Origin of the sequence: Dyadobacter sp. SG02 (assembly GCF_900109045.1) — a bacterium.
In the GTDB taxonomy this organism is placed as follows: Bacteria; Bacteroidota; Bacteroidia; order Cytophagales; family Spirosomataceae; genus Dyadobacter.
The window spans coordinates 262,515-275,717 of record NZ_FNYL01000003.1; the positions used below are offsets into that span (position 1 = coordinate 262,515).

Annotated in this window: 11 protein-coding genes; 3 read left to right on the plus strand and 8 right to left on the minus strand. The window is 50.0% G+C overall.

The genetic code is table 11. The annotated features are described in order from the left end of the window. Window positions 1-9 precede the first annotated feature (9 nt). The 3 genes from xrtN to BMW93_RS08165 all read right to left on the minus strand — a co-directional run bounded on the left by xrtN (window position 10) and on the right by BMW93_RS08165 (window position 4,567). A complete protein-coding gene (xrtN, locus tag BMW93_RS08155; protein ID WP_177194043.1) occupies window positions 10-1,314 on the minus strand; it encodes an exosortase N in 1,305 nt (434 codons plus the stop codon). Next, on the minus strand, window positions 1,304-3,853 hold the full coding sequence (locus BMW93_RS08160) for an XrtN system VIT domain-containing protein (RefSeq protein WP_090374731.1): 2,550 nt from the start codon (window positions 3,851-3,853) through the stop codon (window positions 1,304-1,306). Before BMW93_RS08160 ends, xrtN begins: the two co-directional genes overlap by 11 nt. 126 nt (window positions 3,854-3,979) lie before the next feature. Further along, the gene (locus tag BMW93_RS08165) at window positions 3,980-4,567 is read right to left on the minus strand and encodes a hypothetical protein (RefSeq protein WP_090374732.1); all 588 of its coding nucleotides are present in this window, start codon (window positions 4,565-4,567) and stop codon (window positions 3,980-3,982) included. A gap of 127 nt (window positions 4,568-4,694) precedes the next feature. Here BMW93_RS08165 and BMW93_RS08170 point away from each other — a divergent pair, with 127 nt between their 5' ends. After that, window positions 4,695-7,778: a PVC-type heme-binding CxxCH protein gene (locus BMW93_RS08170; protein WP_090374733.1), complete on the plus strand. Its 3,084-nt coding sequence runs from the start codon at window positions 4,695-4,697 to the stop codon at window positions 7,776-7,778. Window positions 7,779-7,813: 35 nt separating this feature from the next. Here the strand turns inward: BMW93_RS08170 and BMW93_RS08175 are convergent, their stop codons facing one another. From BMW93_RS08175 to BMW93_RS35130, 4 genes are all read right to left on the minus strand, one after another. Continuing rightward, window positions 7,814-8,059 (minus strand): hypothetical protein, encoded by a 246-nt coding sequence (locus tag BMW93_RS08175; RefSeq protein WP_090374734.1) that lies wholly within the window; start codon window positions 8,057-8,059, stop codon window positions 7,814-7,816. 11 nt (window positions 8,060-8,070) lie between these two features. Beyond that, window positions 8,071-8,262, minus strand: a complete 192-nt coding sequence (locus BMW93_RS08180; RefSeq protein ID WP_090374735.1) for a hypothetical protein — start codon at window positions 8,260-8,262, stop codon at window positions 8,071-8,073. 111 nt (window positions 8,263-8,373) lie between these two features. Further along, entirely contained in the window at window positions 8,374-8,619 is a 246-nt protein-coding gene (locus BMW93_RS08185) for a hypothetical protein (protein WP_090374736.1), read from the minus strand. A 10-nt stretch (window positions 8,620-8,629) separates the two neighbouring features. Further along, window positions 8,630-8,821, minus strand: coding sequence for a hypothetical protein (locus BMW93_RS35130; protein ID WP_143061622.1), 192 nt, complete (start codon window positions 8,819-8,821; stop codon window positions 8,630-8,632). Between the two features lie 272 nt (window positions 8,822-9,093). Between BMW93_RS35130 and BMW93_RS08195 the strand changes: the two genes are divergently transcribed. Next, a complete protein-coding gene (locus tag BMW93_RS08195; protein WP_229240317.1) occupies window positions 9,094-11,700 on the plus strand; it encodes a PVC-type heme-binding CxxCH protein in 2,607 nt (868 codons plus the stop codon). Window positions 11,701-11,781: 81 nt separating this feature from the next. After that, a complete protein-coding gene (locus BMW93_RS08200; RefSeq protein ID WP_090374739.1) occupies window positions 11,782-12,702 on the plus strand; it encodes a hydroxypyruvate isomerase family protein in 921 nt (306 codons plus the stop codon). 78 nt (window positions 12,703-12,780) lie between these two features. Here the strand turns inward: BMW93_RS08200 and BMW93_RS08205 are convergent, their stop codons facing one another. Then, on the minus strand, window positions 12,781-13,089 hold the full coding sequence (locus BMW93_RS08205; RefSeq protein WP_090148260.1) for an isoamylase early set domain-containing protein: 309 nt from the start codon (window positions 13,087-13,089) through the stop codon (window positions 12,781-12,783). Between the last annotated feature and the right edge of the window lie 114 nt (window positions 13,090-13,203).

The window sequence follows — 13,203 nt, forward strand, 5'->3', positions numbered from 1 at the left end:
AATATACCCTCAAATTGCCGGTAACCATCGTTTTACTTCCATATCGAGCTGCGCCGGGTTCTGCGCTGTTACATTGATCAATTGGAAATGGTTTTTCCCGGAAAGGCTTTTCCAGCGCCAGTCGAGTTGGCTGATGGTTGCGTACTGCCCGTCGGAAAGCCACCAGGCCGTGTGCAGTTCATCGCTCCCCTTCCGCAGGCAGCCGATGTACACGACCGTTCCCGCGAAGCGTCTTTTCGAAATGCGGCTTAAAGAATAGCCCGAGCCCGTCCAGCAGGTTACCGGGCTGTGTTCCGAAGAATAGAATGCGGGGATCGGTTTAATATAAACCAGCGCCTGATCGTTGCTGAACCGGGTGACGCCGTTTCTTAGCGCTTCCCTGGCATATCCGTCGCGCGGAGCAGCGGCCCGCCCTTCCGGTAATCCGATGTTGATCACGGGTTTCTTAAAAGAAAAAAATGCACATGCGACGAGCACCATCAAATGCGCCCCTATCAGTAATCGCGGAGTATTTTCGGACGGCATTTTTTGCTCAACTATTATTTTGCCAAAGCGACGATAGGTATCCCGGGCAATGAAAATCAGCGGCGCCACCACGTAAACGATCAGACAGAAAATGCCTACGACATCGTGCAGGGCATTGTCGGGTGCGATCCGAAGCAACACCAGTGTGATCATGCGGGCCAGGTTTCCAAAAGTATTTAATGTGAATGCAAGAAGCATCAATGCCACCTGGTACCCCGGAGCCAGCGATTTACGGTATTGCATTTGGAAATAGCCTGTCAGGAAAACAGCCGCCAGCAATGCAAACCCGGTCATTTGCAGGCCCATACACGCGGGATCGACCGAAAATTCGGAGCCGTTGAGGATAATGCTGTTTCCCTCGACCGTGACGGGAAGCCCGGCCATCTCCAACAACGATCCGGCCCAGGCGGAAAGTTGCAGGCGGATCGGGAAGGTGAAAACTTCGGAGAAGTATTTGAAAATGGGAGAAATAAGGAGCATTACCGCGAAGATCTGTGCATTCAGCCGTCCGAACAGGCTTTCGGCGGAAAACAGCAATGCCGCGACCAGCAGCAGAAAGCGCCATGAAAGTTCCGGCCGGAAATAGCAGATACAGGCAACCAAAGCGACCACCGGTGCTAACCGTCCGCTTTTTTGACCAACACCCAAATACCGTACAAGTAACGGAACCAGTACGATGCCCATCCATAACGTAGCATCGCCCCGGATGTATCCGCGAGAGAAAAACACAGCGAAAATGCCCGAATAGGCCGCCAAGATACCTATGCGGGCATGTTTTTCAGTGAACATAATGGCGGAAGGTAAAGTAGCCGACGATCGTACAAAACAGCATAATGAGCAGCCATTCATGAGGCTCCGGCACGGCTCCGGCAACTTTCATAGTGGCATTGTCGAGGCTGTTCTTGCTTTTCCGGATATCGAACCGGTCATAATCCTTCTGGCTTTCCAGAACAACCATGCTCGAAACGGGCGTTACGATATGCGCCATTTCGGCCTCGCGAATCAATTTTGTGTTAAAAACAGAATCGGTTTGAAATGAGCCGTCGAGGAAACGGCCGCCTACGTGCTTCATCATGTGGTTGTATGCAAAAAGCCTGAGCAAATGATCGGGCGCCTTGCCGGAAGTATGGCCGTCGGTTTCGCGGATCATGATCCCGGAACTTTCAATGGCGATAACAGACGAGTCCGTTTCAGGATCAGAAGGGAATTGATTCCGTGAGATCATTTCCTTCAATGTTTTCCAATCCGTTTTTTCAGCACGTATGATGCGCAAATCGTTGAGCGACTTGATGTAGGGCGAAGCATCGTCTCCCACTAAAAAGGTACGCAAGCCCTGAGGTGCAAATGCATTCAGCCTTTTTGAAAATGGTGTTTTTGCCAGGTCACGCAATGTAGGCGACAGGGCCGGGGACTTGGTGATCAGCAATGCATTACCCGGATCGGGAATGTCCTGCACGGGGAACAGAGAAAAGTTGTATGCCGACAATACCTTGAAATACGCGTCCTTATTGGCATCGGTAAGCCTGATGAGCCGTTCGTCTGCTACAAACACAGGGCGGTTTTTCAGTACCGGCCACAGTGCGTCCAGTTCTTTCTTGCTCCATGACTGGTCGATATCCAGGTAGCAAGCCCTTGCATTGAAATTTTCAGGCGTTTTGCGAAGCGGCTCAATCGTGTAGGTCTTTCCTCCGAAAGAAAAATTCTCCTGCGCGAGCGGCACAAGCTCGAAACGCGCTTTCCAAGACGACTGGTACATTCCTTCATGAACGATAACGCCGGACGAAGTGCTTGTTGACCCGAACGACAGATGTGGAGCATGCATTTCCCGTGGAAATTCAAGACGGATCGTTTCGGTCGCTTCTTCGGCTCCGGGTCCTTTGAACCAAATATTTTCATAAACCAGATTTGCCGCTTCGGCTTTCAATGGCGAGGTGATCCCGATTTTGAATTTGCGGTTCTCTTTAGTTGTGCATGGGAATACTTTGACCCTAATCATATTCCCTTCCAGCCAATGCACGACGGACGGATCGCGCGATTCCACGCCTACGATTATTTTGTAGGCAGAATCAGCCTTGGCTTGTGTTGTCAGCATGCCTTTTTCCTCCACGCCGTTGATCCACAACGAAAGCGAGCTCACAACCGAACCTTCCGGAAGGAAAAATGTGTAAAGTGCCTCCTCCTGCCAGAACGCCGAGCCGGATTGATTGGCAATGCTGATGGTCTTCTCCGTGTAAGCCATTCGTGTGTGCGGGTAGATGCGCGTCTGGGTGAGCACATTCGCCGTGCGCAAGTCGCTGCCCGACCATAGGCGTTCCTGGGTTTCGTGCCGGGTGTCGTACAGGGTATTCAGTATGTTGATGTGTTCTGTATCCCCTAAATCCAGGGTTTTGGTGAAAAAATCAGCAATGAGGATGAGCGGATCATGCCTTATGAGAATATCTGTTTGACTGCGGGCCGAGAAGATGGCGCTACCGAACGCGCCGACCTGGTAAACTTTCTTGCCCATTACCACTCTGCGGGTGATCCAGTCGTCCTGAATTTGCCGGGCGAGCACGATCCAGTCGGGCAGATCGTCGGTAGGCCTTGCGGCAATGGCATTGGCCTGATACTGGATCGCAGTGCTGATCTGGCGCCATTTTACCGAAAAATAAACGGTAATAGCTATTGGAATGATAATACCAGCCACTATTGAAGGCTTGAACTCCTGCCACCGCTGGTCGAGCAGACGCAGGTAGGAAATGCTGAGTAGCAACGGTATAAAACTGTGCACCGATATTCCAAGCAAGAGCAGTGCCGGTACGCTTAATATGTAATAGGGAATAAGATAAATCGAATAATAAATCCAAAGCACAGTGGAAAAGCCGTTAATGGCGAACAGAACGGATTTCGCCGGACGGGGCAGGTATGCTTCGAAGTTGCAGGCAATGACCGATACCGCGGCAATGACAATGGCGAACATCAACCAGGTCGCCGACGGATTGAATATCGGCAATGCAAGGTTCAATGCAAAACAGCTTACGAGCCATACGTATCCCAGCAACAAACGGTGATGCAGGTATTCCGGGCGCTGCTTTTTCCAGAACCAGCGAAGTTTTCCTGCTTTAAGCAGCCAAATGGAATAGAATACCGCCATGCCCCAGGGAATGATGTAGGCACTTTCTGATGCGGATTTTAAAACCGTGTAATAGAAAATAAAGAAGCTGAATAGCAGGCAAACGAGGCCAATGCCATAGTCGAAATCCAATCGGGCCGTCGCTGCTTCTTCGATAGTGCCGGTCGTTACGGAGGAATCCGGGCCGTGCGGATCATGTTCGATAAACTGTTCCATATTTCGATTTTTAAAGTACTTTGTATTTCAAAGTAAAATTAGAAAATCGAGTTAACCAACACTTTTCAGGTTATTAATTTACAATATGCGGGAATCAGTTATTTAATGGTTCGAGGCGAAGCGTTTTCAGGGTTTCGGCGGATTGATCATAATATGCGCCCGGTGCGTGCCGGGGTCCATGATCCACGGCATTCCGGGAACGTCCGGCTTCAATGGTAATCCGGTACTTTCGGCTGTCGCAAACGGAATGTAGACCACGTAGCGCAGGTAGCCATTTTTCAGCGAGCCGGTTGTGGCGTCGTAATTATCCTTGGAACCCGACAAGACGTATAATGTAGACGATTGCTTTGGCATTTTCAACGTGCCCGCTTTCACTTCTTTTTCACGGATGTCAAAAATCTCTTTCTGGTTCTTTCCTTCCTTCGCCAGCACGCGCCCGCGTTCCATGAATGCATCCAGTTCCGCCAGGTAGCAGGATACACCTATATCCTCTTTTTTAGGGTCGTCGGCCAGGCAAACGAAATCATTGCTGCCTTCGCGAAGGATCTTGAATGTACCATCGGCAGCATAGCCATAAACTTTGGCCCCCGCCTGCTTATCCGACGGTGCGGCCATGACGGCGGTTTTGATCTGGATGTCGGCGGGCAGGATGTTTTGGGCCGAAATTTCAGCGGCGACGCAAAGCGCCAGGCAGGAAAAAAAAGTCTTTTTCATGATAGTAAATATAAGTCGGTGGTATCTTATACACTTAATTAAATTAATTATTGTAAAAATGACACGTTTAGGCGTTGAGTCAAGCTAATGCTTTCTGATTCAAGGCCAAAAAGCGCTCGATTTACCTATGAACCTCAAAAAATCGCTTATCCTCTTTCCCGCCGGTTGCTTGCTGGCAGGTCTGATGGTCGCCTCTTATCAGCGTTCGAACCCCAGCACGATCGACGCCGCTTCGGCCGATACGCTTTACAAAGACCTTTCGGATGCCCAAAAACGTTCGTCGAGGTATGCCGTAGCAGGGCTAACCACCGCGAACGGCCTGGAAGCTACGCTATTCGCATCCGAGCCGACGATCACTAATCCGACGAATATCGATGTCGATCACCTGGGAAGGGTTTGGGTTTGCGAAGCTTATAATTATCGCCCGGCGATCAACGGGAACCCGACGAAAAACGAAGGCGACCGCATTATGGTGCTGGAAGATACGAATGGCGATGGCAAGTCCGATAAATCGACTGTCTTTTATCAGGGGGCGGAAATCAATGCACCACTGGGCGTTTGGGTAATGGGCAATAAGGTAATTGTTTCCCAAAGTCCGTACGTGTGGCTCTTCACAGACGAGAACGGTGATTTGAAGGCCGATAAAAAAGAAGTCATTTTCGAAGGCATTGGTGGAGACCAGCACGACCACGGGATGCATGCATTCGTATTCGGGCCGGATGGTAAGTTGTATTTCAATTTCGGAAACGAAGGCGACCGTTTGCTTGATGGGAAAGGCAATCCGGTAGTGGGAAAAGACGGCAAGCCGATCGATTTTTCTAAACTGAAACAGGGCATGGTTTTCCGTTGTGACCCTGATTTTACCAATATTGAAGTACTGGGGAATAACTTTCGGAATAATTTCGAAGTAGCGGTCGACAGCTACGGTACCATGTGGCAGTCGGACAACGACGACGATGGCAACAAAGGCGTGCGTATCAATTACGTGATGCAATACGGCAACTACGGCTATACCGACGAAATGACCGGTGCCGGCTGGCGTGCCAACCGCACTAATATGGAGGATTCGATCCCTTACCGGCACTGGCATTTGAATGATCCCGGCGTGGTGCCGAACCTGCTGCAAACCGGTTCCGGCTCTCCCACCGGTATGGTTGTGTACGAGGGTAAATTGCTTCCAAAAGAGTTTTGGGGACAAATGATCCATTGCGAGCCCGGCCATAATGTGGTTCGCTCATACCCGGTTGAGAAAGCGGGCGCAGGTTATACTGCAAAAATTGTAAACGTCGTCGACGGTAAGCGCGACCAATGGTTCCGCCCTTCCGATGTTTGCGTTGCGCCCGACGGGTCGTTGCTGGTTTCGGACTGGTATGATCCGGGTGTAGGTGGTCACCAGGCCGGTGACCAGGGTAAAGGCCGCATTTACCGCATTGCGCCTGTTAATACGCCTTACCGCGTTCCAAAATCGGATTTTGTCACAGTAGCCGGGGCCGTGGAAGCATTGCAAAGTCCCAACCTTTCGATCCGCTACCATGCGTGGACTGCTTTGAATGAAATGGGTGTCAAGGCGGCGCCTGCGCTTGAAAAGCTATTTGCCAGCAAGAATGCGGAGCCTCGCATGCGTGCCCGTGCGCTGTGGCTGCTCAGTAAATGGCCATTTACAGCCAAGAAAACAGTAGAGCTGGCGATCAAAGATGTGAATGCGGATATTCGCATTGCAGGCCTTCGCGCCGCTTCCGAATCGAAGCACCTGGATGTAATGCCTTATATCAAAACATTGGTTAAAGACGCCGACGCGCAGGTACGCCGCGAATGCGCATTGCTTTTGCACCATAACCCCTCTCCCGACGCGCCCGCATTGTGGGCATCGCTCGCGCAGCAATACGACGGAAAGGACCGCTGGTACCTCGAAGCGCTCGGTATCGCTGCCGATGCGCAATGGGATTCGTTTTTCAAAGCCTGGCTCGGAAAGGCGGGTGCCAATCCGGCGGCTACGCAGGCCGGTAAGGACATTGTGTGGCGCTCGCGCGGAAAAGAGTCAGTTCAATTACTGGCTTCGCTGGCCGGAGACCCGACGGTCGACCTGAAAAGCAGGCTACGTTATTTCCGTGCATTCGACTTCAATTCGGCTGGCCGCGAAAAATCAATGGCGTTGCTGAAACTCACGAATGGGTCGGGTAAGGATCAGGATAAGGTAAATGAACTGGTCATGCGGCATCTCGACCCTGCATTTGTGAAACAAACGCCCGAAGCAATGGCCGCATTGAAAAAAATGCTCGATGCGACCTATGGTACCCAGGCTTATCTCGAACTCGTTGCGAAATATGAGCTTTCGTCTGAAAATCAGCGGCTTCTTTCGATGGCGTTGGAGCAATCGGCCGGCCGCAGCGGATCCATTGCCGCTTCGCAACTGATCAAGCAAGGTGGTACGTCGCTGGTATGGAATGTGGTAAAAGGTTCGGATAAAAGTAAGAGCGCAAGCGCATTGACATCATTGAAATCGGTCGGAAGCAAAGATGCGCTCGACATACTGAAAACCGTCGCCACCGACAATAGCTATCCCGAAGACCTTCGAACAATCGCAGCCAAATCACTGGGTGGAACCATGAGCGGGGAGGACCAGGTGCTGGTATTGTTGAAAGAAGGAAAATTAAGCGGCGAGGCAAAAACGGCGGCGGTACAAGGCCTGAATGGCGCGTGGCGGAAATCCGTGAAGCAGGAAGCGGCCAAATACCTCGACGGCGCGGTAGCTACTGCCAGCAAGCATCCGGAATTGAAGCAACTTGTCGGAATGAAAGGCGATATTACCAAAGGCAAGCAGGTATTTACTTCCTATTGCTCGGTATGTCATCAAGTGAATGGCGAAGGCATGGATTTCGGCCCGAAGCTCTCTGAAATCGGAAGTAAACTACCCAAAGAGGCACAATATGCCGCCATATTCGACCCTAGCGCCGGTATTGGTTTTGGTTACGAAGGGTTTGAAGTGACTTTGAAAGACGGTACCGCAGTTTCCGGCATTGTTTCCAGTAAAACTGAAACCGACCTGATCCTCAAATTCCCGGGCGGCTCGACGCAGGAGTACAAAATGTCGCAGGTGAAATCGATCAGGCAGTTGAAGGACTCGATGATGCCGGCTGGCTTGCCGGATGCGATGAGTACGGAGGAGTTGGTGAGTTTGGTGGATTATCTGAGTAATTTGAAGAAGAACTGATAAACAAAAGAGGAGCCGGAAGGGCTCCTCTTTTGTTATGGATGTTGATTCTCTTCCAGCTTCATGGCTTCGTATTCCGCCATGACTTTTTCCATTTCCAGATTTAATTCTTCGCCACGTTTTTTTATTTGTTCGCCGACTCTGTAATATTCAGCTAATAAATATTGTTGGTCCGACTCCGAAGACGCTTGGTAACAGGCGAGCCATTCGTCATTGGCTGATTGGATAGATGCCTTTGTGTTGGCGTCGTACAAAGCTCTTATGATTTCTTCTTTTTTCATTGCTCTTTAAGTTATTGATCCAATTGCTTCAACATCCTTTTCAAGGTTTTAATATCTTCGTCAAGAGCACTCAGCCTATCCAGATAGTAGTTCTGAATTTCCTCTGAAAGCTTGTCTATGGCTGCCAGACTGCGCATCCGAATCTTAATTTGACCCTGTTCAATAATTTTTCCGGCAAGCAAATGCCTGATTTTTTCTTTCATAAATACTAATAGTGCATGTGAATCGTAACGTAGGTTACTCTCCTTTCCCTTCTAAATCGAGTTGAATGGCAAGTTTGAGTCCGGCAGCGCGAGATGGTAAATTTTGGCAGACTATGAATGTTGACTCTCTGTCAGTTTCATAGCTTCATATTCAGCTAGCACCGCCTGCATTTCAAGGCTTGATAGCTTTGATTTTTCAAGCACATATTCGGAAAATTTCCTTATGCCGTTTGCAAGATATTCCTTGTCTTCTGGCGACGCATTTTGATAGAAAGCTGACCATTCATCGCCTGCTTTTTCGATGGCGTCCACTGTGTTTGCTTCGTACAATGCCTGTATAATCTGTTCCTTTTTCATCTCTTTTCAATCATTGTTTTAACTGCTTCAATACTGTTTCCAGAATTTCAATGTCTTGTTCGAGGCTGCTAAGATGGTCCAAAAGCCGGTTTACTCTCTCGTCAGTGGCACCGTCGATTTGGATCAGCCTACGAAGCGACATTTTGGTCTCAGCCTTTTCAATGAGCTTTCCGGCAAGCAAATGCCTGATTTTTTCTTTCATAAAATACTGATAGTGCATGTGAATCGTAACGTAATTTACCCAGCTTTCACTTCTAAATCAAGCTACTCCAAATCGCCGAAAGGTTACATTTTCCGAAAACTCCATTTCGTATTTCCCGAAATAGGAGGTATTTTTATAACGTTTTTTGAAATATTCTGCATCATCAAAAATTCGTTTTGAAACAATTCCCTATCGTGAGATCTGCGTGGTGTGCTGCGTGCCTTTTTGTTATCCTTTCATTTCAAGGTTTTAGTCAAGTTGTTGATTCATTGGTGGTTGTCAATCCGGATAGTGCCTACGCGGCATTGTCGGATACCGAACGTCGCTTCTCGCGAAACGCGGTAGCGGGCGTACAGGCGGCCGAGGGACTCGAAGCGACGCTCTTTGCTTCGGAGCCCAATGTGATTAACCCCATCAATATCGATGTCGACCATCGCGGGCGCGTGTGGGCGTGCGAGGCGTACAATTACCGGCCGAATGTGAATGGCAAGTCGGAGCTCGGGCAGGGCGACCGGATCGTGATCATGGAGGATAAGGACGGCGATGGCAAGGCGGATGTTACCAAGGTATTTTACCAGGGCCCGGAGCTCAATGCACCGCTGGGGATTTGGGTAATGGGCAATAAGGCGATCGTTTCACAGAGCCCGTACGTGTGGCTTTTCACAGACACCAACGGCGACGATAAGGCGGATACGAAGGAAATTCTTTTCAAAGGAATCGGCGGTACCCAGAACGATGCGGGTGTGCATGCGTTCGTCTTCGGGCCGGATGGTAAGTTTTATTTCAACTTCGGCAATGCAGGCCGGCAGCTGGTCGACGGCCAGGACCGCCCGCTGCTTGATAAATACGAAAGGGAGATCGATTTCAGGCAATATAAACAAGGAGTGGTGTTCCGCTGCGAGCAGGATTTTACCAAAGTCGAGGTCATGGCCGAAAATTTCCGGAATGGTTGGGAGGTGGCGGTGGACAGCTACGGTACCATGTGGCAGTCCGACCAGGAGGAGCCAGGCAATGGCGGTGACCGGGTCTCTTATGTGATGGAGAATGGTAATTTCGGATATATCGATGAGATGACCGGTGCAAGCTGGCGGCTCAACCGTACGAACCTGGAAGACGAAATCCCGCGCCGCCACTGGCATCAGAATGACCCGGGCGTGGTGCCCGATTTGCTGGAAACCGGTTCCGGTTTTCCAATGGGCATGACGATCTATGAGGGTGATTTGCTTCCCCGCCGCTATTGGGATCAGATTCTGCTGGCTGATGCCGGCCAGGGGTATGTGAGCGCGTTTCCGGTACAGAATGAGGGTGCAGGTTATAAATCAACGGGTATTCTGCCCATTATCGAAGGCAAGCGTGATAAATGGTTCAGGCCGACGGACGTCTGCGTGGCGCCCGATGGCTCACTCATTATCTCCGATTGGTATGATCCGGTGATGGGTTCGAATAAAATGAAAGACCGCAGCCGAGGCCGCATTTTCCGTGTTGCGCCTACCGGCACGCCTTATAAAATGCCGGTGTTCGACCTCTCGATTCCCGAACAGGCTGTGAAAGCATTGCAAAGTCCCAACTTGTCGCAGCGTTACCTCGCGTGGAATGCGTGTGTAAAGCATGGCTGGGCGGCGGAGCCGTTTTTGGAAGAACTTTTCAGGTTATATAATGGAAATCCAAAACTCCGCGCCCGCGCGTTGTGGGTACTCAACCGCATTGAGGGTTTTAACTACCGGAACCTGGACATCGGTTTCCGTGAACTGAACCCGAACCTGCGCATTACCGCATTACGCGCCGTACGTCAGCGAAACAGCGATCCGACGGAATATATCAAGCGCCTCACTTCGGACAAAGACCCGCAGGTACGTCGCGAGTGCGCGTTGGCCATTAATCACAACCATACCTATGAAGCATTGGACGTATGGCTGCAATTGGCGAAACAATACAAAGGCAACGACCGCTGGACTGTGGAAGCGCTCAGTATCGGTGCTTTTGACCAATGGGAGCGGCTATTCCCGGCTTGGCTGGAAAGGCAGGGCCCAAAACCGTGGTTGAGCGACTCAGGCAAAGATATTATCTGGCTCGCGCGTACCCGGAAGGCCATTCCCTATTTGAGTGAGCTGGCGGCTGATACGTCGGTGAGTTTCAAAAGCAGGCTTCGCTATTTCCGCTCGTTCGATTTCTTTCATGCGGGTTATGAGAAAACGCAGGCATTGTTAAACGTTTTGAATGTCCCGTCTTCGGACCGCATCGAAGTGAGTAAACTTGCATTGCTGCATTTGGATAAATCATTTGTAACCAACTCCCAGCAAGGCTTGACGGCGCTGAACAAGCTACTCGACGAGACCTACGGTACCGAACATTACATCGATCTGATGACCCGCTATGAGCTGGAATCGGAGAATGACCGTTTACTGAAACTCGCATTGAGCAAATCCGACGAGGTGATCGGTCGCGACGCCGGAGCATTGCTGCTCGAACAGGCGGGGATTTCATACGTTACCCAAAAGCTTGCAGGAATGAATGAAGCGAAAAGATCCGCATTGCTGGCTTCCATTCAAACCGTCGGCAGCTCGGAATCGGTTTACCTGCTGCGTTCCACAATGCTGAATGCGGGCGAATCGATCGGCGTGCGGAAGAATGCAGCGCGTTACCTGGGCGCGAGCTGGCCGGGCGAGGAAGCGGTAGTGAAATTGCTAAGGAATGACCAGATCGACGGCGAAGTGAAAGAGGCTGCATTGGAAGGCGTGAAGAATGCATTCCGCGAAGAGATCAAGGTGCAGTTGGCTCCCTATTTACCCAAACCACCTGTGGAGGAAGTCGTGGCCGCACCTGCCGAAGAGCCAAAAAGTGGCAAGAAAGAGCGTAGAAAACGCAGAAAAGACCGGTAGGACGAAGATTCGGAGGCGATTTTGGGGTATATTTCAGGACTGTACATCTTTACAATCTGAAACAAAAACATCGAAACATTTATGCTCCGCAGAAATTTTGTAAAATCTACCCTTGGTTTGGCTGGTGCCGCAATCGCAGCAGGAGATGCATTGGGCGCCGCTCCTATGGCCAAAAACAAGTTTAAGCTCAAATATGCTTCCCACTTCGGGATGTTCCAGAACAGCGCCGGAAAGGACGTGATCGACCAGCTTAAATTTATGGCAGACCAGGGGTTCATGGCATTGGAAGACAACGGTATGATGGGCCGTCCGGTGGAGCAGCAGGAAGCTATTGCCAAAGAAATGAGCCGTTTAGGAATGGAAATGGGCGTGTTTGTCGTGGATAAAGGCGGTAACGGTGCCAATACGCTCGCAGCAGGAAAGCAGGAATATATCGACATCTTTCTCAATGGCTGTAAAAAGGCCGTGGAAGTGGCGAAACGTGTGAATGCAAAATGGATGACAGTCGTTCCCGGTGATTTTGAAAGAAATCTGCCAATTGGCGTGCAAACGGGCCACGTGATCGACGCACTGCGCCGAGGTGCCGAAATCCTCGAACCGCACGGGCTGGTAATGGTACTCGAACCGTTGAGCGATTCACCTAATTTGTTCCTGAGAACGTCCGACCAGACTTACGAAATCTGTCGCGGAGTGAACAGCAAGTCGTGCAAGATTCTGTACGATATTTATCACATGCAAAAGAATGAAGGGCGTTTGCTCTATAATATCGACCGGACGTGGAGCGAGATCGATTACTTCCAGATCGGAGACGAGCCCGGCCGTAAAGAGCCGACAACGGGCGAGATCAACTATAAAAACATATTCAAATACATCTACGACCGTAGCAAGAAAGAAGGGAAGTCGTTCATCATGGGGATGGAACACGGAAATTCGAAGCAGGGAAAGGAAGGAGAAGAAGCGCTGATCAAGGCTTATGTAGAGAGCGACAGCTTCGCGATCTGATAGCGGATATTCATATTGAGCCCATAAAAAACCGGAAAGCATCAACGCTTTCCGGTTTTTTATGGTATTCCAAATCGATTAGAGAACTACTACTGAATTCTCGGTAGCATCTACACCGGCGGGGACATATTTGTCGGCCTCCCAGTCATTTTCCCACTTCTCGCCATCCAGAATGTAACGGAACTGGTATTCTCCGGCTCCCAGTTCGAGGCTGGTTTTGAATGAACCGTCTTTCTGTTTTTTCAATGCGATTGCTTCTTCAGGATTCCAGCCATTGAACTCACCTACGAGGGCAATTTTCTTCGCGTCGGAAGCCGCCTCGGCAGGAACTGTAAACGTCACTTTGAAAACAGACTTACTTTTTACAAACTGTTTTGCTAATGCCATAATTGGTAGTGTTAATTGGTTGATGGCTCAAAGATACAATCAAAAATTATTCAAACCAATGAATATCAATACACTGAATATTTGTAATCTTCGAAAAGTTATATAATAACATTT